This window comes from Paenibacillus sp. FSL K6-1330, from assembly GCF_037976825.1.
Taxonomy (GTDB): domain Bacteria; phylum Bacillota; class Bacilli; order Paenibacillales; family Paenibacillaceae; genus Paenibacillus_AQ.
In genome coordinates this window covers 1,850,450-1,872,885 of sequence record NZ_CP150269.1, presented here as the reverse complement: position 1 = coordinate 1,872,885, position 22,436 = coordinate 1,850,450, and the positions used below count along the sequence as shown (strand labels likewise).

Genomic DNA, 22,436 nt, shown 5'->3' with positions numbered 1-22,436 from the left:
GTTACCACCCCAATATCTTTCTGATATCCATCCGAGTTTCATACCCGCCTCCGCCAATTTGATGCACGACGCTGTCAACGATGTACTTGCCGTCAAACCTTCCAAAACCGACGATGGTGATCACAACGCCCGCAGCGATCTGGATATCACCAACAACCGTCAAAGAAGCTTTATTCGCAAGCTTATTCCGTTCACGCAAGCGATTTTTGGCAACTCGAAGAGCATCGGCCTTCGAATCGACGTTTTCTTTTACACGCAAAATAGGCCCGGATGACGGAGCGCCGGGTGGAATATACGTTACCTTATGTGTTTGTTTAATTGCTTTGGCCTTACCCTTTTTTTTCTTTTTAGCAGGTTTAGGCTTTGTTCCACTTCCTCCACCGCCATCACCGGGCTCGAATATACTCCCGTCGTCTTTCTTTGCTGCCTTCATCAGTTTGGGTTCCGGATCAAATATTCCGCCGCCGTCGTCTTTGCCTCCATTATCCTTTTTAGGAGTTTTTGGCTTGATGGTTACATCATACGTCAATTCACATGCTCGATAGGCGCAGTTGTCAGCGGACCACTCGAAAAAGTAGCTCAGGATATTATCCTTACCACGCTCGAACGTGGCTACAGATTTCCCTTTCTCAAACTTCACCTCGTCAAAAAGTACGAGTTTATTATCCGTTACTTTTACCGCGATCCCCTCTTTGGAAGTCAACTCAAGCAAGAATGCAAAATCTGTTTTTTCCTCCTGCTCAATACGATCGTAGGTAGGATCGTTTTTGACTTCGATAACGAGCTTCAATTTGGCACGACTCGCAACGTCTCGGGCAATCGTAGACAATTTCACCTTTTCCCATACCTTCGTACGTTTTTCCTGTCTCACCGCCGACGAGATGGGAAAAGATGCTGCTTTAATAGTCACTTCATCCGGAGCACCCGAAAATGTCAGCCCGTCGACGTGAAAGGTGCCGCAATTATACTTCTTCCGATGGACCTCTTGGTACCAGTTGACGACCTCAATCGTCACTTGTATCTTATCGCCTTCCTCGGGAGCCCAGGTCTTTTGCCACTTGCGATCACGGTCTGCAACCCTTATTTGCAGATCATCCAATTCGCCGCTGGTTGCGTCAGTATAACTAAAATCCAAATTGTAATCGGATAAGGTTTCCGTGATGTTCTTTCCGTTGTAGTTAATCAGGACTTTCGCCTGTCTCATGTGCCGTCAACTCTCTTCCAGGGAGGGAGGTCGTCCGGAGTTTCCACTGGAGGATCCGGAATCTGGAGAAGAGTGCCAGCATCAAAGACAACCACCGCGATATGCTGATGATTGGCCGTCATGAGCAACGGAAATAACTTCTCATTACCGTACACCTTATACGCAATCATATCCCATGTATCACCCTGCTTAGTCCTATATTGGCCCACTCATACTCACCCTCCCTTTCTGCCGATTGTGTGCTTCCAGCATGCGGCCGAACTCTTCCTTGCTTCGGCGTAAAGCCTGTTCTATCAAATTAGCCGTGTCAGGATCAGCATTGCCTTGGATGACGACACTTGGATGGTAATCAATTTCAATCGGTGTATTTGCCGAGGATTTGCCGGAATCATTCCAGACCGACTCAGCACGTTTACGCTCACCCAACGCAGTTTTAGCTGAGTTGATGATCCCACCATTGGCATATGCACGCGCACCCAATGACCGCCCAACATCTTCATACAAACTCAATGCTCTACTTCTGCGATTGCTCGACAAAGGAATGATTGCTTCCGGACCAGCTTCGCCAACAAGGCCCAAGTGAGGGCGTGATATTAAACCTCCGTCTGCATAAGGCTGGATGGTATCCTTTCTCGTTGATGGGGCAAATGACTTTAATTGAGGTCTGCCCGACTCAGTATAGAGCACACTCAGGTTTACCTTTTTCTCTGATGGTATCATCCCCATTTCTCGGTTAAGTTCCCTTATCTTTTGCAGAGCTTCATCAAACTGTTGCTTTTGCGCATCGGTCATGTTTTTGTATTTCTTTGCCTGCTCATCCAGTGTGCCGCCAAGGTCTAACTCTATCATTTCTTTTTGGGCGTCATATAATTTTTGATAACTCGATTCGGCTGCTTCAAGGTCTTCTGAGGTCTTCACGAGAGAATCGAGAGTATTCTTGTACTTGTCAAACAACTCATCAGACGTCCCAAGCAAATCCCCAAGATGAGAGAAGTTTTTTCCGACAGCCGCACCCGCTTTATTTACACGCTCTCTTAAGTCTTCCAACTGCATGGTTCGTTCTTCTGAAAACGGGGTATTCATGATCCTTTGAAACTCGTTTTCAAATTCCTTGAAACTTGCAACAGCGTTCAGGTACTTTCCTTTGTCTGCTTCTTGTGTTCCCTTCTTACCTTGGAGAGTACCTATCTCCTTTTCAAGCTTCCCTTTATTACTTAATCCTTCGGCTATATCTTGTTCCAATTTCAGTTTCTTACTTTCTTCTTTCCCTATATTTATTCGGTCGATAAGTCCAGCTGTTTCTCGTAACTTACCATTCTCAATATCTTGCTGCGAAAGCATGTCAGGATACATATCTATTAATGTTTGCTCAACAATTGAAAGCTTACGCTTGGCTTCGGTGAGCTCCTCTGCTGGCGTTTTTGAGTCGGCAATTTTGGTTTTCAATCGGTCATACTCTTTAATTAAATCCTGAGTTTTCTGTGTTTGTGTTTTGACTGCAGTATAGTCGTCGAGGGATGTTTTCAAGGCGTCACCCATATGGATGAGAGACTGCCGTGCATTTTCCTGATGGCGTTTGTATAAATACCACCCGCCTGCTAAGGCGCCAACGCCCAATGCTGCCCATCCAATCGGATTAGTCAGTGCAGCTGCCGCACCAGCCATTAAGCCAGTACCTTTGGCCGCAGCTCCTGCTGCCGTGGCCGCTGCCGTTGCAGGCTTTACAAATTTACCGACAACTGAAACAAGAGGCGATATAGTCTTTGTTGCTTTCGATGCCGTTTTACCCAAAATAGCAAGGGAAAGCCAGCTTGTAGCTCCACCACCTGAGAAAACATTTCCGGATTCGCTTAGTAGTGCCTTGAATCCAGTCCACATCCCTTTTCCGAGCATGGCCCCGGTCTTTTGACCAAAGCTATAAACCATCTTCTGCCCTGAATCGTGCCACCATGAATTTAGCGGCTTGGATATGACGCTGTCCCATGCGAGATGGAACTTACCAGACAAATCAGCATTCTTCCATCCTTTTGTATTGATAAGAGCATTAAGCTTATTTCCAGTGCTTGTGAGCTCGGTACCGGCTGAGGCAAGCACTCCACCGATCGCATCCGCAGCAGCCTTACCCAACGGTTCAGCCGCAACAAGGAATTTATTTTTGATCGTCTGAATCTTGTCATCCAACGTCTCAGTATCAGCAAAGTCTTTGTCAATCGCACCCTTGGCTGTTTTCAGTGCTGTTGCTAGTTCCCCGAGTTCAAAACGGCCTTCGCGGATTGCTGCCGCCATATCAGGACCAGCCTTGGAACCGAATGCCTCCATGGCTAGTGCTGTGGCTTCACCCGTTGTCTTTGCTTTCTTCACTTTGTCGATGACGATATTCAGGGCTTTATTCGTGTCTTTTACGCCAACCTTCGCCATCTTACCAAGAGCGATCCGGAGCGATCCAAGAACAAGCTCAGCGTTAACGCCTTCCTTCTCCCATTTGCCCATAAGGGCCATTGACGTTTCAAAATCAAATCCCATTTGGCGGAGCGGACCGCCGAAATTAGTCATTTTCTCGGCAAGGGCTTCGACTCCAATCCCCGTGCTTTGTGACGCAATATATAGCTTATCTAGTGTCTCCCCGCCTTTTTCAATAGGGACGGACCAGTCACCGAACATTCGCGTGCTCTGCTTGATGGTTCCCCCGAGGTCGGCATTTGCAATCGCGGTCAAGGACAAGGTTTTACCAGATAAATCTTCGAGAACCTTCCCTGTTGCTCCCGTGCGGGTATTAAAATCAGCCATAGCCGTCGCAACATCTTTAAGATTGTCCGGGACGACAGAACCAAGATTATGATAACTCTGCATCAGCCCGTCCAAATCCTTGCCTACGGCTCCCGTGCCTGTCTTGATAATTCGGAAAGAGGTCTGGTACTGGTCAATAAGCGTCTTACCTACGTCAATGCCCTTTTTGACAACATACAAGCCAGCGATAGCCCCAGCAGCTGCTTTGAGCGATGATGTCATGGCCGATGCTCCGCTTGATGTCTTGCGGAATGTGTTCGTTAAACTTCCGAGCTTCCGCGTGGAATTTCCAACACTTTCATTCAGCCCCTTGGCTGACTTATCAGTATCCTTAAACTTTTGCTGAGCAGACGAAAAAGCCCGGGAAAAGGAGCCTTGCATCTCTCCCCCGAGCTCGAATGATACTTCATATTTCTTTTTAGCCAAAATCATTCACCCCTTGCGTCTACCATCCAGCGGTAAAGTTCCTGCATGGGTATTTCCATCCAATGTGTCACCGCCGTATGGGTTGCCACAGATAACTCAATTGCCGCCTTTCGGAGCGCCTTTGAGCGATCTGAGCGCGACAACCCTACGGCGCTAAAAAAGCTTGTACCTCGACGGTGATCCGACAGAAATCTTTCGCACTGAGTGCTCCGAGAACATCAAACGGAACCTTTGCTGCACGAGCCGCCAATATCGAGAGGAAGAGCTTGTTTACTTCAATCAACTCGACAATCTCACCCGGTCTGCATCTATCTCTAAATTCCTGCTCGCAAAGCATAATATCTGTGCCCGACAACCCTTCCAGGTTAAGGCTCAGCGATTCAATTTTTTTGCCGTCGAATTCAATCGGCTTTGACAATTTGTATTCTTCCATTGTTACTCCCGCCTCCTACAGTCCAAGAATAGAGCGAAGCTCTGCGCGATAATCAAATCCATCAACCACGTAAATGTTATTCAGCTTATCGATCTCGATCAGCTTCTTCCCATCTTCAACAATTTTCAGATAAATACATTCCATTTCCGTGCTTCCGTCCATGGTCGTTGCCGCTTCCGCCTTGCCGAGATCCAGCTTTTTAGGCATTGCCTTAACGGTGATTTTCTTGCCGACGGTTTTGTATTCTGATGTCGTCTTGTCAAAGACTTGAATAGCCCCACGGAAGTCAATCAAATGCGCTTTTGGCTTCATGAGCTCAATTGCTTCTTTAGTCGGCGATGTACGCCAGTTAAGCGTGATCGGCATCGGTCCGAAGTGTCCCGGTGTGATGGAGTCGATCTCGCCGGCGATCCCGGCCCCCTTCAAGGTATCCGACATCATTTCAAGTGACGGCAGCTGCACGCCCGATACGCCTAGATACGTATTGGCATTTAAAAACACCGTGTAATCAATCAGCTTTTCATCAATCTGATTACGTCCCATATATAAATTCCCCTTTCGTTACCCTGCCGTGATCGTGGACAGGTATGATGTGTCAACTTCAACCGTAAACTCCATTGTTTCAGCAACAGGAGCGAGACCAACAGCAACAGCAAATTTAATCTTTCCGTCAATGAGTTGAGCATCCGGATTATCGGCCGGGTTAAAAGTACAACGGCCGCCGAGAAGCGCACCCATAGACACAAGCCCATTCAACTTGAGGTTATGCTTATCCGTAACCGACTCCACAAATCGTTTGGTGATGTTGCTATCTACGTCTTCCCATGTATCAATGACTATACGGTTGTTAATCCAGAACATCATGCGCTTGGCCGAAATAAATACATCCTTCATTTCGGTTGCTCCATCCGGATAGGCAGCAGTTCGGTTCCCCCAAGCCCGAGGCCCACCGATAAATGCCAGCATGGTCGAAATGCCGGCACCATTAAGTTCGTTAGCTTCATCCATACCGATAAACACTGGAGTGCCATCTGCCAGCACGCAGCCGTCAGCAATCAACGACCGGTTCGACGGAGAAATAGACGGGATACCATTATTAGCTGCATCCATCTGCACAATCAATCCTGCCTTGTGAGTGCTCATGTGGTACTGTTTATTCTTATAGGTAACCTTCGGCCAGCAGATGTCTTGTCCCGGAGCCCCTGCCTTCTTGGCATCGATCGCTGCCTTCTTTGTCTTGAATGTGCTAGTATCAAGGTCAGTCAGGGCAAATGCTTTAAACATCGAATTAATCCTTTGTGCCTTTGATGTCATCGCTGCAGCTACCGCAGTATCAGTGCTGTACTTCGGCGCCAATACCAGCCCAGGGACCAGACCGAACATAGGGATAATGGAATCCAGCAGTTCAAATCCCGTTCTTTTACCCATCGCCGCGTCGACCTTACCGATTAAATCAGCATTTTTGATTTTGGAAGGATCAACTGCGTCATAGGTTAGCGTCAGGCCAGCAGCAGGTAAGGTCACCGAGCTGCCAGACGGAATGGAAATGACCAGGTAACCGTCATCGTCCAACTCAGCGGTGTAATCCGTTCCTTTTACCAGGTCAGCGGTCCCTTTCTTAATCTTCACGCTATCCAGAACCGGATACTGGATGTCGGTCACCGTTGTATCTTGGGACAGATCAACAGTTGTTGTATTGTTCTTCTTAGCTGTCGCCGGGTCCAGAACATTGACAATGATGGCCTGAGATTGACCATATAGATTAAAATAAGCATCGATAAATTCAAACACCGTAAAGCTGCTGAAGTCCTCAGAATACCCGAACTCCTGAGCGGCTTGGGTGAATGACTTCGCCATCACCGGGGTATTAATTGCTCCTTTGGGAGCCGTGACGAACACCACCGGTATAGTCGACTCCTGATTTCTCGATACAGGCGCCTGCCCCTTTTCGTTAACATATACTCCGTGCTTAAACATGTACTTATCATCTCGCTTTCAGCGTGTATTTACTTTGTTCAAATACCGTTTGCATGTCCCATTCCGTGGTCACAACTGCATTCCAGATAGGCCCAAACCCTGCTGTCTGCTCATCAATAATAAGACCCCACTTGTATGTGGGGTCCATTCGATATTTATTCTCTATTGGGCCGTTAATCTGAAGCAATTGGCGCACCCGTTCAGAGAGATTCAGTAGCTCAATCAAGCCATCCTCTCCCTCACCATATGCACCAAGAATGATTTGCACCTTCATTTTGGATTCAGCATCGCTGCCTGTCTCATCCGTATACTCTGTCGGTCGAATAATGATATAAGGGTACGATGGGCTAGAATCGCCTGCCTCCTTGGCTTTCGGCCAACCTATGGCGACATCGGGTGCCTTTTCCTGCCCATCTCTGGCGGATAGGATCAGATCAGCACAACCGGCGATAAAAAATTTCTTTAAAGCAATAAGCAGGCCTATAAGCGTCATTTTCTCAATCGCTCCCATTCCCGGTTTGCCTCGTGTTCAATACGCTGCATAAATGTTTCAGACGCCACTTGTTCCACTTCCTTCCGTGCTTCCTCGTTGTTAAACATGGACGGGACGCTGGGGCCGTAAAGCTCTGTAATCGGCAACTGTGACCAGATAGCACGGTCATTCTTGGATATCTTCTGGTGTCGAGCGTTTGGCACCCTCATAAAGACTCCTGTGTGCCCGCCAGTCTGCGCCACAAATGCCCCGATTACGGATTTCAGACCGCCCTTTTTGACCATGGCTTTCTGCACCTTAGGCCGGCGTTTAAGGACACGACTTGGGCTGACTTTGAATTTAACCAGCTTCCGGGCTTCTCCGTTGACGACGATCGTGACGATACCGTTTCCTGTGCGGATGACCTTCACTGCCTTGCTGATCTCTCCGGCCGGCACGGTGTAGATTTCACGCACCTTTCGCGACACCTCGGTCTTTGTCTTCTGCCCGGTCCGCTGCATAGCATTGTTGATGGCGCGCACCTTCACTTTGTCGCCAAAATCAGCGAGCACTTCCTCAGCTTTCTTTATGGCTTCGGCGTTCAGATGGATTTGGAGACTCATAGCGATTCAGCCCTCTCCAAAGCAATTTCCATCATGCCCATTTCTTCGGCCACGTTCGTGACACGGTAGCGTTTCCCGTCAAGGTTAAACTCGTTTCCTTCCTTCGGCATACGACCGATTTTCTCAAGCTCTGTCCGACTGATATGAAGCAACAAATAAGAACTGTATGCATCCAAAGCCATTGCCTGAGATGCTTGTCTTAGCGAATCATTGTTTATGATACAAAGAAGATCCACCCCGTATATAGAGTGGATCTCTGCGAATTCATCCGGATTCATAAACGTCTGCTGCACGTCTCTAGCCATTTGCTCTTTGAGGTTCATAGCGGTCCAGCTCCTTATTCGACTGCTTCTTCTTTCGCTTTCTTTGCAGCAGCTTCTTTGATTGCCTTCGCTTCGGCTTCAGGGTCCTTGATCGCCTTAATTTTAAGCAGACGATCAATCTCCTCTTTTTTCATGTCCTTAGGGATTTCCTCCCCGATAGCGATTTTCTTTCCGTTATGACGGATGTTCCATTCTGCGATATATGCCATGATTATTTATCCTCCTTTGGATTAAAGAACTTTAGAGACGTACCAGCCATCAACGTTACCAGGAACGCAGATTGGACGAGACAACAATTGCAGTTTACGGCTCGGCGGCTCAATTTCACTCAATACTTGCGGGTAGATTTTAGCTTCAGCAAACATAAAATTACCGTTTTCGTCAGCGACTAAGTTCGCTCCGTACAAGAATTCGAATGGTTGTCCTTCAGGCAACAGAGCGAGAGTTCCTGCTGGGATGTAACTCACTTCTTTTCCAGCCTCATCGGTGTAGGAGTTGGTGTACGACCAAATCTCTAAGTTTGCTTGTCGCAGGTAACCATGATAGATTACGCCTTCAGGCAAGATGCGCTGATTCAGATCGCCCACGTCCAGATTCTCTTTACCGTTTTTGATCAGGTTCAGCACAGTTGGGTGATTGACGATTCGTCTCCCGACCTGAGCTGTTGTCAGCACGCGGCGTACAGTGCGACCACTTTTGTCCATGACTTCCTGAACCTTTTCGGTGAGGTAACCAACAACATCAAAGGAATCATCTGAGAAGTCAGTACCCGACAAAACTTCAATGTTAGTGAAACCCCAGTCAAGAATTTGACTTACACCCTCACCGATCTGCTCGGTTTTACCCGTAAACATGATTTCGGAGAGTTGTTGAACTTTACGACGATCGATAGTGTCCGTCAGCTCAGCCAGGTCCTTGACGATCAGTTCCTGATAACGTTGTTCCGGAGTTTTAGGGTTCAGCAGCGTCTCGCCAGCCTGCTTTACTTTCAGATCGTGGCGAGTGATAACGCGCATTGGTTTCAGCAGAGCAGGTCGATACGTTTTGGAAGTGAATCCGGTGCGCAAAACAACCTTACCTGGAAGCAATTCGTTCACGTAAGGCGCCAGCGGGCGGTGGCCCTTTTTGGTTTGGATTTCGATTTCGTCAGTGGTGAAAGTATCGCCTTCACTTGCGAATGTATTCGTCAAGTAATACGAATCCTTTGGAAATGCTTCAACAACCTGTACCAGTGTTGGAATTTCTAAAATATCGTGATAAGATGCCATATTTGTTTATCCTCCTTATTTAACTACTCGTTTAGTGATCAGGCCGATGTTACGCATTGCAACCTCATGCTGGGCCACTTTATCCGTGCCGCCAAACTTGAGGGCATCACGGTTAAATTCACCGTCAAGGTATGCCGCAGCGCGGGCGTCGCCCGTGGAAGCATCAACAACCGTGTCCGCCAGAATGCAGTACGGATCTTGGGAACCGTCTGTTTTCGTGGAATCAACCGGAACGACGATCGGCGTTCCCGCGTACAGGTCACTTTCAGGCAGCTGACTCACGCGACCCAATACAGTACCGCGCGTTACTACCCCGGCCCCGGACTTGATGATAATCGCCGTCATCCTCTCAGGCTGCACTCCACCAGCAAACAACTCGTCAAACGATGGGCTTGTATACTCTGCCATTATTTACGGCCTCCATTCATTTTCATGTTTTGGGCCATAGCAACCATATTGGCTACTGCACCGGCCTTTTTCTCTTCTTTAAGTGACTCAGGTGTCTTGGCTTCGATTGCCTCTACTTTGTCAACATTGCTTTCCTCCGCATCCAATTTGCGGTTTTTAGCTTCTTGAGTTATGCGAGCTTGTGAAGCTTCAACAATTTTGATTGCTAGGTCGCCAGGCGTGTCACCATTGGCAATTGCAGCTTTGACAAGTTCAGTAGATCCAGGTGATTTTTCTGCAAGACTTGTAAGTGCAGCGACGCGTTCGCGTTCGGCGGCTTGTGTCTCGTTAGTGATCTGCGCGTACAGATCGGGGTGATTTTCTTTCAATTCGTTCATATCCATGATCTTTGGTTCCTCCTTATTTTCTATTCCCACCTTAGAAGCAGGGCCAGTCTTGATTGATGCAGCAGGGGCAGCACCTGGCAACATGTTTTCACGGATCAGTTTCGACTTGATCTTGTTCATAACCTCGCTTGAGAATAACGGGGTAGATAGCGAAGCGGCCACCTTCTCTGTTTGAGCAAACATGATTTCATCAGCGAATCCATGAGCGATGGCTTCCTGGGCGTTGAAGAATGTTTCTCCGTCCATTAAGGCGAGCAGTTCGGTACGTTCCTTACCCGTCTTGTGTTCATAAGCGTTGAGCATGCCTTCATCTACGCTGTTGAGCATTTGTGAAGCCTGATCAAGCGCGTTTTTATTCCCAGCAGCCACTGTCGCAGAGCGATGGACCATTATCTGGGCTGTCGGTGACATCATGACCGTTTTAGCTCCGCACATCGCAACGGATGCAGCACTTGCAGCAACGCCCACAACCTTGGCTGTTATGTTGCCGGGATATTCACGCAAAGCCGTGTAAATCTCCGATCCTGCCCATACATCGCCGCCGCCAGAATTAATATACATTTCCACATCCTCGCCATTGGCTTCGTTCAGCTGCTCGTTTATCAAGCGAGGACTCACATGATCCATTTCGAACCACTCATACAACCAAGCATCGTCGTTTGACACGACTATTCCGTAGAAATTAATCCGTTTAGGCATTAGTTTTGTTCACCCCCTTCCTCGTCGTCATTGTCTTCATCGCCTTCATTTGAGGATTCAGACGGTGTGGCAGGCGTTGAAGCAGCTTGCACAAGTCCCAGTTTTTTCAGGCGGGTTTGCTCATAAGCACGCTGCTGAACATTGTCCTCCCATGATCCACCGTTGATCTCAGCTGTTTCACGCGTTCCGGTGGAAAGATTATTGTCCATCCGCATGACGGCTGCTTGTACCTCTTTGGTTGGGTCAAGCAATCCCTGAGAAGGTCCGTGCCATTCGGCCTTTGTGTAGGCAGCAAAAATAGCCGGATCATCAAAGATGCCGGGTGCGTCAATTCTTCCTTTGGATACTGCCTCCACAAACCATTCTTCATAGATGGGCTGACAGAACGTTTTTGATAGCCATGCGCGGCGCATGCGATACATTTTCCAAGCTTCTAGCAGGGCGCCACGGGATGCCGAATAGGAACTCGTGAACTGCTTGGTCAAGATTTCGTATGGAAGCTCTAGAGCTGCTGCCATCTGTTTAAGCATGGCACGGACGAAAGCTTCATAGTTTGGGTTCGGCCTCGTCGGATCGGCGAATTTAACATCTTCCCCCGGATCCGTCCGCATGATGGCGCCTTGGCCGAGTTTTATCTCATCCCCGGTAGCACCAGGCGCATCTTCAACTCCGTCAAGGTCTTCATCGTCCATCCCTACGCCGTCAAACGGGGTACCTCCCTCGTCATCTGCCGGGGTTGTAATAAAGACCGTGTACATAGACGTAATTACAGCAGCGGCAAGCTCGGCATTCGTGTACTGGCTGAGCTGCTTCAGCGATTCAATGATTGGAGCGATGATGGGAATTCCTCGGCGTTGTCCGGGCCTTTCTGCCTCAAACAAGTGAAGCACGTTCACCCTACCAGTACGTTTGCCGTATTTTTCAACGCGAACCCATTCGTTCGCCCCGCTCAGACTGTACCCGCCTGCTCCTGGGTGCCGGTTGCTGAAGTGATAAGCCACAACCATTCCATCTGCGTCAACCTCAACACCCGATTGGATGCGTTCCCTATCGATGTTAACCTTATTCGGAGGGGTTGCGCACCTGTCCGCCTCGATCAGATTCACCTTAAGGTCATACACTGACCATGGGCGTTCTTTTTTCGGCATCAGAGCGAATACATCGCCACTCATGAGCGTTGAAATGAAAGCCAGTCCTTGCAGCTCATAGAAATCGTTAAGGCCGGCAGCGTCACACTTGGTTGTATCTGCCCATAAAGCCCATTCTCTCTGAATAGAGCTGCGAAGCTTTTCCGCTTGTTCCTTTGTTAGCCCCAAGTAGCTGGCATCAAATGCTGGGTTCAGTCGTAACCCGGTACCCACAATGTTGGTCCGTAGACCCTTGTGAGCTGCAGCGACGATATCCGAACCCATGTGCAGGTCCCGCGCCCTCTCTCGAAGCTTTGGAACGTTCTGGTGAATGTCTGTATCAGCATCCCCGACGGGTGTCTGCCAGAACAGCATAGACGACTTGGTTGTGCTGGCTCCATGCTTGCCATACCCTCGCCCGTTGCTCCCAACGCTCCCGATAAAGCTGTTCGTTACCTTGCGCACCGCTTGTTGCCTCACAACTTCCGTCCTGGCCTGCTCGCGCTTGGCAGCAATCCCAGGAGCGAATACGTTGAGTGCCTTATCAATGATGTTCATCGGTCAACAGGGTAAAATCCCGACGTTCTGGAGCGACGTTTTCCGCCGTTCTCATAAGCATCGACGATACGACCGTATTTTCTTTTCATCATCAGGACCGTATCCATGTCGGCACGAGTCAAAGACCTACCCGCAATGCTATAAGCCTTACTTGTTGCTATGGCATCCTCGGCATCGTTCCACAATTTGTATTTGGCTTTGGCTTCTTCATAGGATATTCTCGGCATTTTCCCTTACTCACCTCCTTCCAGTGGTCTAAATGCTGCTTGCAACGTTCTTTTTCTTCGGCCTTTTGGGGCGATTAGCCCCGGTACCCACACTTCCCGGTTCAGGTAAAGGCAGGTCGAAGTTGGGGTTTATCATCTCAATAGCGGCCCGGTTGTAGACTGCCAAGTCAAGAGCCTCGTTTCGGGCTCTTGTCTGTACCCAAGCCGTGTATGGCTTACCCTCTTTATACCGAGTAACAAGCTGCTCCGCTGTGAGTTGCTGGAAATATTCTTCGTCGTACACGAATGGGTCTGGATTATCCGGGTGCGGCAGTGGGAAGCGACATGAACCCGGCTTGCCCGGCTCCAGGCTAAGCGAAGCAAACACAATGGACTTCCCCTCAGAAACACCGACACGAACGACAGTCGCTTTTGGGACGTTGTTCGTGCTTATTCCGTTAAGGAGAGGAGTCTCCTGACCATCTCCCTTCTCTTCCCCCTTGAGGGCGTAGATGTTCCGAGCCTGTCGGGGCTTGCAAAACTTGTACACTTTCAGCGTGAAGTGTCCGCCGGAGTCAATCAGGGTCCTGACCGGGCGAAACGCGCGGCCATATTCGTCCCTCCAAGTCCTCGACAGGAATTCGTCTAGCTCCTGCCATGGCTGCGGCTGGTTGAGGTCGCCAACGATTACGTGACGCTGTATTCTCCAACTCGAATACCCTTTTCCCCATCCAACTACATCAATTTCGAAGCGAGTGTCCTGCGTATCAACTGCAGCAGTGATATATCTGACACCATCAGGTACTCTGGCTTGATACATTTCGCGGCGATTCAGAAGTATTTCATGCTCAAGCTTCTGCCCCTCTTCCTCCCACGTCTCAGCCAGTACGGTATTTACGAATACCTTCAAAGCCTGCTTGCCCTTTTTATTGGCCGTAACCCACTCCTTAACGGCCATTTTCCATGTGTAGTTGATGGTCGCGGCGAGAGCGGACAGGTGGAAACCACGCGTTGTGGCGTGCTTTTTGCCCGCGATCCACTTCGTTCTGTTCGCGTAATCCCGCTTCCACTCGTGCTCCTCATGCATCGCACCACATTTTTTGCAAACGTGATAGACCTCTGTACACTGGCTTGTCTCTTCGTCGTACTCGTATTTGATTTGAGCCCATTGCAGTGTTTGAAGCTCGTCACAACTCGGGCACATGAAGTGCAGCCGTTCCTGTGTACTATCCTCGTAGAGCTTTTCGATTTCGGAGTGCCCTTTAATCGTCGGCGTAGATACGAAAATCATTTTCCGATTATGAAACGTCGTTGTACGCTTAATCGCCAAGTCCAAAGGTGAACCCTCTGTTCCAGCCGACTTGGCGAAGCGGTCGATTTCGTCCGCCAATAGGATTCGGATCGGCTTGGAGGCCAAGGAAGCAGGCGCATTCGAGCCGGCAATGTTAATCCTGCCGCCTTTAAAACTTTTGTAATAGATGGTGTTCCGGCTGTCTCGGCTCTTCCCCTTTCCAAACAGCTTGGAAAGCTGCGGAGAATCCCGGTACATCGGCATCAATCGGTCATTAGAAAAATCCTTTCCGACTCCTAAATCCGGCTGAACCATCATAATTGGTGACGGGTCATGCCCGGTATAATAGCCGATGACATTCAATTGAACAGCTGTTTTACCAAGTTGGGACCCCATCATCATGACTACAGCTTCAACTTGAGGGTCTGTGACGGCATCCATAATCTTTTTTTGGAAGGGAGAACGGCTCGTTCTCCACGGCCCTGGTTCTGCGGAGTCCTCTGGAGATAAAACACGGTGTTCATCAGCCCATTGCGTTACCGTGATCGGATCGGGCGGAGCCACAAGTCGCAACGTATCCTTTAGAAGCAGCAGCGTTCTTTTCTTTGAGTTATTCACATGGCCTCACCACTAAAAGGTTTTTCCCCCTCTTCGAGCGGGTCGTATTTGGATAACTCAATGAGTGCATCAGTCAGCCTCGATTCCAGCAGCGTTCGAATCTCCTTCGCATCGGTCAAGTACGTCAGTTCTCCGGCGAGTTTCGGAGGGAGAACCATCAACATCCCCCGGAAATTTACCAGCAGTTCCCCCCACGCCTCCTGCACGTCTTTGGTGGTGTGGAGATTTCTTCGCTTTTCCTCAAGTTCTAGCTGAGCGATTTCCTTTTTAATCTGTTCGTGCTGCGCCTTCTCGTCGTTATAACTGACCTTTCCTTCCTCGGCTACGCCTGTAATGTGCTTGATGTAAGCCTGAACAGATTCGGCGAGATTGTATTTCCCACGCGAAACCTGAGTGAGCACACCGTCACGCGTCAATTGGCTGATCCATTGTTTGGTTTTGCCAACAATTGCAGCGAGTTCGCTTGTTCCTACGATGCCTTCCGGCTTCTTATCTCCTTTCCTCAATTTCAATCCCCCACTTTCCTTTTCGAATCTATATTTTCATGACGTTCTGAGAGCGATTTTAAGGCCGTTTTTAGAGCCGCATTATTAGAAGCGATTATTTACACTCGGGAAGCAAAAAGAGCCCTCTTTGGGGCCCCTATTAGACGGTAGACACATATAAAGGGAAAGTGATTCCAAAAATTAAAATCTAGCGAGATTTCGGGGTCGTCCGCACCCGCACTCATCCCGAGACCCCAGAAGGACCCATGACCGAAAATTTCGCCCCTTTCAGCTCTTCCACACCATTTTGTGAATATCCGGAGGATGCTAAGATAGAAGGCCTGTATGACCACTTAAAATCGTTTTGATGACGTATGGACGAAATTATGTTTATCAAAGGTGTTCCTTCACAACTCCCCACATGTTATTGAACAGCTCTTCATCATCGTCAGGAACACTTTCCTTGCCTTTGAAGGATGAACTTTCCTCCATCGGCACAAAGATCGATATTCCTACCCCCAACGATCCAAGTAACTCAATCATCTGTGTTGTTGTAAGTAACGGATCTCCTTCGTACGACTCGGTAACCCACCATTGCTTCAAATGATCTAATTGCTCGTCATTCAGCTCCTGCAGATGTTCAGCATTTAACCTCAGTTCCATGGACACTGCCTCCTCTCTATAGCATCATACATCAAACCTCCTCGGAGCAGCATGCAGGAATGCAATGATATTCCCATTGTTGCTCTTCGGCAGCTTCTCGAAATGATCTTTGACCTCGGCTTCCCATTCGTCATAAGTAATGCCATAGGACTGTATCTCCTCGATCTGGTCATGAATCATTTGATACTGTTCTTCAGTTACCCTCATATGTTGTTTGTTCTTCTTTATCCTGAAATGTTTCAGATAGGCTTCAACGAATGAATTATCATTGCTTGTAAAAGCGATGTATTTATTTAATCTTTTATCATTCGTTTTTAAATCATTAGTTAATAGCGTTGGATTTTCCACATCTGGAAAACCCGATTCTGGACGTAATGACAGGCTTTCGTAAATATCGAGCTCCCACGATTGGATTTTCCCTCGCTGATCTTTGACCGCATATCGACGAACATACCCGAGCTTTTCGAGTTCCTTCAGACCGGCCCGGATGGAGTCCTTACCCTCGGTCGTGTGCTTGGTCATCTCGTCCAGGTAGAACTTGAATCCGTCCGGTTTGGATAGCATGTAGGATAGTAGGCCGCGGGCCTTGAAGCTTAATCGCGCATCCTGCAGCATGCTGTTGTCGATCCGGGTGAATGGCGGGGCCCTCTTGCCTGATTTGTTGATTCTGTGAGTTGGCACACCACTCTCCTCCAAAATAATAAGAGTTGTGATATAATAATCCAAACTCCACCAGTAGTTCCTTGTCTCAGGGCTTGCCCGGGATGGGGAGATGGTTGCTAGCCTGAAGCAAACCACTCTGGAGGAGTGAGGCAATGAGAGATCGACTTCGCTTCGATTTCACCATCACTGTCGGTGATGTACTGGCCTTCATCAGCCTAGTCATCGACATGTTGGCGCTCCTACGTTCGTAGGGGCTCTTTGCCATTTATACGGATAATAAATAGTTCCAGTGGCTCGTTGATCGGTGTCAGGTGGTTTTGAATGAGCCCGTTAAATAGTAGGGCCGATGTATTTGGTTGATTTCTGATCACTCGAATCACCTCCCCCCCTCAGAATTTTATGTAAAAGAAAAAGCCGCTCATTTTGAGCGACTTTTGACTTTGCGTTTATTATTATTTTTGCGGGTTATTTCAACAGGGCTATAATTGCAACACTTAATCCCAAAATTGTTCCTACTGAACCTGTGACAGTCCAAATGAACTGCCAATCCCTTTTGGGTTTAGAATGAAGGCTGAATTTAACACCTGGGAAAATCTTTCTCATAATAGATGGATTGGCTAATATAATAGAAATTAAAAGTAATACGAATGATAATATAGCAGAAAGTATCTGTACTTGTTGTACAGATTTGGCAAACATGAATATACTACCTACAGTTAGACCTCCAGCAAAAAAAGGAATTAGGTTTGACAACTGTAAAATTGTAGATTTTCTTTTTTTAAAAAAGGTATTAAGAAGCTCGGCCATCCCAGTTACCCATACCTCATCTGTTCCTTCAATCGATACATAAACATGCACCTTACTAATATTAATACTAAGGTACTTTACCAGAGAATAATCAATAGCTCTCTCTCGGATACCCATTGAAATAGAGTCAACTATCAGGGGAACCTTTTCATTTAAAAATCCATACATTGATATTGGAGTAAACACCCTATTAGGAGTATTTACAGTGAAAGTTTTTATGGTGTTTCCTGGTACATACTTATCTTCTAAAATACTTTCTAATTCTAAAATATCATCTTTAGATAAGTTAATGGAATCATAGGCTTTCTCTGATTTATACATAGCAACTCCTTATCAAATTCCAATATATTCAACAATGGAATTATACCACCGGAGTTATAGAAATAAATAGCTTTTTCAGATTGTTAATTGCAGTTCATTATTTAATTTGTCGGACATCCTCACACATCCTTATTATTAGTTACATACATTTCCCAATCAAACAACAAACTCAACGAACGCCGGCGACCGCAGCATACCCGACTTGTACCAGTTCCGGATCTTAACCTTCACTTTGATCACTGGCTCAACATAAACGAAGTTCTTATCCTCACCAATCACAAGGGTACGGGACTTTGCAAAAAACTCTTTCCTGGCTGTCTGTGTCGCATACTCAACGATCCCAGCAGGACGAAGCACGCCTGACTCATTTGGGACTGCGGTAAGCCATCCAAACTCGTCCTTTCGATACCCGGTAATTATCACCTCGGCATATGTCCAATTAATAACCTTCTGCCAAGATTTCGATCTTCGGCTCATATAAAGACTGTTTTTTCGTTTGCCGACCATTCCTTCGAGCTTTCTGGCCTCCATCTGTTCAAACAACGCCTCGCCTGCACCCTCCACAAACGGCAAAACGCCGAAATGCGGGTTCGGCATGGTAATACTGTTCAGGATCTCTTTCCGACGCATCAGGGGCAATTTACGAAGGTCCTGCCCCTTGTATCGCAGGATGTCGAACACGACATAGGTAACGGGCGATATACCCATGAGCTGCCGGATACGCTGCTCCTTCTTTGCCTGGAAACGGGTCATGACGTTTTCGAAGTCAACCAGCCCCGTCTCCGGATCGGTACAAGCGACCTCACCATCCAGGAGAATGTCGTCATCAAATGGTGCCAGCAGCTCAGGATATTGTTTTGTGCACTCAGTCTCGTGCCGGGTATATAACCGGATGCGGCCGTCCTCCTGTGAGAACAACAGCCGGTGCCCGTCTATCTTTGGTTCAAATATATAATTGTCATGGCTGAATGGGCCACTTGCTGTTTCTAATAACATCGGACTTATAAACATAAAAACACCTCTCATCTGATTATACCTATTGGTATGTTCCATGAGAGGCGGTAAGTATTGTTAAAAAGCCGCTGATTCGAATCAGCGGCTTTGCGGTATCGTGCGGAAATAGGTGGCTGCCCAACCTACTCTATAATCCCACACTCAACGCCGGGTGTTTTATAATTTGTACCAAAACAGTCGGTCCTGTCGTTTTCACCAACCTTACAAAAGATTTGAACCATATATAAAAAGCTGATAACTTGAAGATTTGGCTTTCGGAGAAGAGGGGCAGGCCCCAAACCACTAGGGTTTGGGCCGTTTGCTGAACCCATTAATCATATCACCGATTAAGAAAGTTCCAACAGCTCCTACTAGCCATTCAAGCGCCGTCCAGATTTGTTCCTTTGTCATAACAATAATTTCATGATGAATACCTAGAACAATGATCCCAACAGCCAAAATCAACCATACTACGACCTTAGTTTTGTTTTCCATTATAAAACACCTCATTTGAATTGTTCGGCGTTACCGAGCTAACGAGGTGTGCTTCCACGCTATCCTTAGATGATGGCTGCTTCTAGGCCAACATTCCGCGTTTCATAGCCACCAATCTATATACCATTATAATCCAAACGAGTCAAAGATTATTTTCATAGTAGAAAAACGAGTTGCGATCTTTGCGCCACTCCCATTAAAAAAGCCAGCACATTGGCCGACCCCGATCACCAGGGCATTCATGCCCCTATGGTGTCCTCTTCTCGATTTCCTATGATACAAATATATCACGGTTAAAACCTAATGCTCATTCATAATCCTTTCTTTTTCCTTCTATTATTCTTTATTATTCCTTTAGACGAGAGCTTTTTGTTTGGGGACACTCTTCATTCCAGGTACGTAGCACAAAGAAAAACCGCCTGTCAACGAACAGCGCGGTATTTATAACTCTATTATTTTTTTAGATCTTCCAGCATTGCTTTATAATAGGCCCGATAATCATCAACACTATCATAATATCTAAAACCTGATTTATTAATCATCCAATCAATTTGTTCGCGATCCAATTCAGTCCCATGCATACAGTACATTAACTCTATTTGCTGCTCATCTCTGATGCGTATAACATGCTCTTCTTGCTCATTAATGAGAAAAAAATCATATGCCTCATTATTATGCACATAAAGAATATTGGTTTGAACCCCTCCACCAAACCAATTTCCACGGCGGTCTCCCCTAAAACCTTCGAATGCCATTTTGTATTTCCCCTTCCCGACTATTCTTTAGTTCCCGATAGTTTTGTATTTAGTTGGTCTATCAGCTCAGCAGCCTGTTCCTGCATGTTTGGAAGCAAGTGGCCGTAGATGTCCATTGTTACAGATATTGAGGAGTGACCCAATCGTTCTGAAATAACCTTCATATGAACTCCTTGTTTGATCAGCATGCTAACATGGGTATGGCGCAAATCATGGAAGGTGATTTTCGGTGCCTTGCATTTTTCGATAAACCTCTCCCAAGCCTTATACACGCTCCTGGTTGTAGCCGGGCCCCCGAAATTGGTGCAGACAACCAGATCATGATTATGATACTCCTCGCCATATTGGAGCCGTTCCTGCAGTATAATGGCCCGATGCTCCTTAAGGGTTTTTATCGTATCTGTAGAAAGGGCGACCGATCGAACACTGCTTTGAGTCTTCGCACCCTCTTTAATGCGTCTATTTTTAGTAACAGTCTGCTGGATATGAAGAGTCTTGTTATCGAAATCGATATCCGTCCATCTTAATCCAAGAATCTCCCCTTGTCGCATACCCGTCATGATCGCAAGATAGGCAGCGATCCAGTAGCGACTCTTACCCTTGGTCTGCTCCAGAAAATCGAATGCAAATTCCGGTTCCCATACTGCCATGACTTTACGTCTTACTTTTGGCTTGGAAACTTTGTTGCTCGGGTTCTTATTGATCAGATCTTTCCTTACAGCAGCATTTAAAGCAGCATTGACTATAGAGAACGCTCGTTTTATGGACCAGTCCCCAAGCTCCTTTTCGTGCATTGAGTTGATGAATTGTTCTATATGCAATGAATTTATTTTTGAGAGCGGGACTTCTCCCAAAACGGGATTTATGTACAGCCGAAGATTCGTCTCGTACAGATCTACAGTTTCAGGTGACAGGTCGTGCCGGCTTTTAAGCCATTCCTTCATGAAGTCCTTGAACATAATTTTTGTAGGTTCGTAATAATCACCCTTGTTGATACTGGTTCTGATTTCTGCCTCTGCTGCTTCTGCTGCTTTCTTTGTCTTGAATCCGCGGCGCTTAATCCTTTCACGCTTACCATTCTTAATCTCTCCAGTGTAGAAAACAAAATACCAGGGATTTTTCTTCGCGTTCTCATCCTTATAAGTGGGCATAATATGCACCTCGATCTCAAATTTAGTGTGTAACACCAAATTAACACCAATTTATCATTATTGCAATAACGAATAGTGTTAAAACCCTTGATATCAAGCCATTTCTCAAAACGGTACATAACCCTTCAATGGTGTCACCCCTCCTTGCCCGGGTATGTGTGGTCTAACAAGGGTAAGGGATACAGTCAACTCATCTTATGTCAGATCAGGGGGGAAGGTGCGAAAGAGGCCAACAATTTGGGCGATTGACCCGTATTGGCGATTTTTGTCCTTGCTTCCTCTCGTAGGTTGGTCTATGATGAGGGTGTAAAAATTATTTTCTTTATTTTTTCATGTTTTTAAAAATTATTTTCAAAATGAAAATCCCATTCGTTATGCCCAGGCAATAAGCTCACCGGGAACCTTGAAGGAGGCTTTTGATGACACCAATCTTGCATATTATTTCTGTCGAAAAGGAAGGTCTGCCCCGTCAGGAACGACGACTCGCAGAGTTTATTTTGACAGCTCCATCCGAGATTGTGCACATGGGCATTAAAGATCTTGCAGAGCAGTGTGAGGTCAGCGCTGCCACTGTAACCCGTTTTTGTAAGAACTTTCAGTGTAAGGGGTATCCTGATTTTAAGCTCAAGCTTGCCGCCGAGATCGCTCATGCCGAGATGGCTTCGCGCACGGGAAATACGCGCTACCAGGATATCGTTGCTGGCAACCCGCTTGCCGGCATCGTCGAGGCGATTGAATCCAATCATCTGACTTCGATCCGGGATACGACAGAGCTGCTCGATTTGGGTCAGCTGGAGCGTGCCGTGGATGCCCTATGCCGCGCGAAGCGCATTGATCTGTACGGAGTGGCTACCTCTTCCATTGTGGCACAGGACTTCTACCAGAAGCTGATCCGGATCGGCAAAAACTGCACGGCTTTTGCAGATTCGCATATGCAGATCACATCAGCCTCCACACTGACTTCAAGCGATGTTGCCGTGGCTGTTTCATACTCCGGCGAAACGCCGGAGACCATCGATGCGTTGAATTGTGCCAAAGACGCCGGCGCCTTCACGGTCAGCATCACGTCGTACCGAAGCAGTGCCATCTCCGCTCTGGCAGACATCACACTGTATTCATCTTCATTAGAGGAAGGAATGCGCCGGGGAGACATGGCTTCGCGTATCGCCCAGCTTCACATTATTGACATCCTGTTCATGGGTATGGCCAGTCGGGACTTCTCTACGTATGTTCCCCGTCTGGAGCAATCATATCTTAATGTTCAAAACTATCGCAAAAGCCGAGGAGGACAATAACC

The 22,436-nt window shown here is 47.3% G+C and carries 25 protein-coding genes; 1 reads left to right on the top strand and 24 read right to left on the bottom strand.

Annotated elements, in window-relative coordinates:
* Position 1 precedes the first annotated feature (1 nt).
* The 24 genes from NYE54_RS08145 to NYE54_RS08030 form a co-directional block, all read right to left on the bottom strand.
* A complete protein-coding gene (locus NYE54_RS08145; protein WP_339271426.1) occupies positions 2-1,204 on the bottom strand; it encodes a contractile injection system protein, VgrG/Pvc8 family in 1,203 nt (400 codons plus the stop codon).
* Positions 1,201-1,413, bottom strand: coding sequence for a tail protein X (locus NYE54_RS08140; protein WP_339271424.1), 213 nt, complete (start codon positions 1,411-1,413; stop codon positions 1,201-1,203). Before NYE54_RS08140 ends, NYE54_RS08145 begins: the two co-directional genes overlap by 4 nt.
* Positions 1,400-4,417, bottom strand: a complete 3,018-nt coding sequence (locus NYE54_RS08135) for a hypothetical protein (protein WP_339271423.1) — start codon at positions 4,415-4,417, stop codon at positions 1,400-1,402. The genes NYE54_RS08140 and NYE54_RS08135 overlap by 14 nt, the downstream gene beginning before the upstream one ends.
* 145 nt (positions 4,418-4,562) lie before the next feature.
* Positions 4,563-4,850, bottom strand: a complete 288-nt coding sequence (locus NYE54_RS08130; RefSeq protein WP_339271421.1) for a phage tail assembly protein — start codon at positions 4,848-4,850, stop codon at positions 4,563-4,565.
* Between the two features lie 15 nt (positions 4,851-4,865).
* Positions 4,866-5,393, bottom strand: a complete 528-nt coding sequence (locus NYE54_RS08125) for a phage major tail tube protein (protein WP_339271419.1) — start codon at positions 5,391-5,393, stop codon at positions 4,866-4,868.
* A gap of 18 nt (positions 5,394-5,411) precedes the next feature.
* Positions 5,412-6,827 carry a phage tail protein gene (locus NYE54_RS08120; protein ID WP_339271417.1) on the bottom strand — a complete coding sequence of 472 codons (1,416 nt, stop codon included), beginning with the start codon at positions 6,825-6,827 and terminating at the stop codon, positions 5,412-5,414.
* 7 nt (positions 6,828-6,834) lie between these two features.
* The gene (locus tag NYE54_RS08115; RefSeq protein ID WP_339271415.1) at positions 6,835-7,338 is read right to left on the bottom strand and encodes a hypothetical protein; all 504 of its coding nucleotides are present in this window, start codon (positions 7,336-7,338) and stop codon (positions 6,835-6,837) included.
* Positions 7,317-7,922 (bottom strand): hypothetical protein, encoded by a 606-nt coding sequence (locus NYE54_RS08110; protein WP_339271413.1) that lies wholly within the window; start codon positions 7,920-7,922, stop codon positions 7,317-7,319. Before NYE54_RS08110 ends, NYE54_RS08115 begins: the two co-directional genes overlap by 22 nt.
* Positions 7,919-8,245 (bottom strand): hypothetical protein, encoded by a 327-nt coding sequence (locus tag NYE54_RS08105; RefSeq protein WP_339271411.1) that lies wholly within the window; start codon positions 8,243-8,245, stop codon positions 7,919-7,921. Before NYE54_RS08105 ends, NYE54_RS08110 begins: the two co-directional genes overlap by 4 nt.
* A 14-nt stretch (positions 8,246-8,259) precedes the next feature.
* Positions 8,260-8,454: a hypothetical protein gene (locus NYE54_RS08100; protein ID WP_339271409.1), complete on the bottom strand. Its 195-nt coding sequence runs from the start codon at positions 8,452-8,454 to the stop codon at positions 8,260-8,262.
* Between the two features lie 21 nt (positions 8,455-8,475).
* Entirely contained in the window at positions 8,476-9,513 is a 1,038-nt protein-coding gene (locus tag NYE54_RS08095) for a major capsid protein (RefSeq protein WP_339271408.1), read from the bottom strand.
* Between the two features lie 15 nt (positions 9,514-9,528).
* A complete protein-coding gene (locus tag NYE54_RS08090) occupies positions 9,529-9,921 on the bottom strand; it encodes a head decoration protein (RefSeq protein ID WP_339271406.1) in 393 nt (130 codons plus the stop codon).
* Complete coding sequence (locus NYE54_RS08085) at positions 9,921-11,006, bottom strand: head maturation protease, ClpP-related (protein ID WP_339271404.1); 1,086 nt, start codon at positions 11,004-11,006, stop codon at positions 9,921-9,923. The genes NYE54_RS08090 and NYE54_RS08085 overlap by 1 nt, the downstream gene beginning before the upstream one ends.
* A complete protein-coding gene (locus tag NYE54_RS08080; protein WP_339271402.1) occupies positions 11,006-12,691 on the bottom strand; it encodes a phage portal protein in 1,686 nt (561 codons plus the stop codon). The genes NYE54_RS08085 and NYE54_RS08080 overlap by 1 nt, the downstream gene beginning before the upstream one ends.
* The gene (locus NYE54_RS08075) at positions 12,688-12,918 is read right to left on the bottom strand and encodes a DUF6148 family protein (RefSeq protein WP_339271401.1); all 231 of its coding nucleotides are present in this window, start codon (positions 12,916-12,918) and stop codon (positions 12,688-12,690) included. Before NYE54_RS08075 ends, NYE54_RS08080 begins: the two co-directional genes overlap by 4 nt.
* 28 nt (positions 12,919-12,946) lie before the next feature.
* Positions 12,947-14,806 (bottom strand): phage terminase large subunit family protein, encoded by a 1,860-nt coding sequence (locus NYE54_RS08070; RefSeq protein WP_339271399.1) that lies wholly within the window; start codon positions 14,804-14,806, stop codon positions 12,947-12,949.
* Entirely contained in the window at positions 14,803-15,318 is a 516-nt protein-coding gene (locus NYE54_RS08065) for a hypothetical protein (protein ID WP_339271397.1), read from the bottom strand. The genes NYE54_RS08070 and NYE54_RS08065 overlap by 4 nt, the downstream gene beginning before the upstream one ends.
* A 366-nt stretch (positions 15,319-15,684) precedes the next feature.
* On the bottom strand, positions 15,685-15,954 hold the full coding sequence (locus NYE54_RS08060; RefSeq protein WP_339271395.1) for a hypothetical protein: 270 nt from the start codon (positions 15,952-15,954) through the stop codon (positions 15,685-15,687).
* A gap of 24 nt (positions 15,955-15,978) precedes the next feature.
* Complete coding sequence (locus tag NYE54_RS08055) at positions 15,979-16,635, bottom strand: hypothetical protein (protein WP_339271393.1); 657 nt, start codon at positions 16,633-16,635, stop codon at positions 15,979-15,981.
* Between the two features lie 447 nt (positions 16,636-17,082).
* Positions 17,083-17,745 (bottom strand): hypothetical protein, encoded by a 663-nt coding sequence (locus NYE54_RS08050; RefSeq protein ID WP_339271391.1) that lies wholly within the window; start codon positions 17,743-17,745, stop codon positions 17,083-17,085.
* Positions 17,746-17,901: 156 nt separating this feature from the next.
* A complete protein-coding gene (locus NYE54_RS08045; RefSeq protein ID WP_339271389.1) occupies positions 17,902-18,756 on the bottom strand; it encodes an ATP-dependent DNA ligase in 855 nt (284 codons plus the stop codon).
* A gap of 285 nt (positions 18,757-19,041) precedes the next feature.
* Positions 19,042-19,233 carry a hypothetical protein gene (locus tag NYE54_RS08040; RefSeq protein WP_339271387.1) on the bottom strand — a complete coding sequence of 64 codons (192 nt, stop codon included), beginning with the start codon at positions 19,231-19,233 and terminating at the stop codon, positions 19,042-19,044.
* A 452-nt stretch (positions 19,234-19,685) separates the two neighbouring features.
* Positions 19,686-19,988: a hypothetical protein gene (locus NYE54_RS08035; protein WP_339271385.1), complete on the bottom strand. Its 303-nt coding sequence runs from the start codon at positions 19,986-19,988 to the stop codon at positions 19,686-19,688.
* 20 nt (positions 19,989-20,008) lie between these two features.
* Entirely contained in the window at positions 20,009-21,139 is a 1,131-nt protein-coding gene (locus NYE54_RS08030) for a tyrosine-type recombinase/integrase (RefSeq protein ID WP_339271383.1), read from the bottom strand.
* A gap of 419 nt (positions 21,140-21,558) precedes the next feature.
* Here NYE54_RS08030 and NYE54_RS08025 point away from each other — a divergent pair, with 419 nt between their 5' ends.
* Positions 21,559-22,434: a MurR/RpiR family transcriptional regulator gene (locus NYE54_RS08025; RefSeq protein WP_098742499.1), complete on the top strand. Its 876-nt coding sequence runs from the start codon at positions 21,559-21,561 to the stop codon at positions 22,432-22,434.
* The last annotated feature ends 2 nt before the right edge of the window (positions 22,435-22,436 follow it).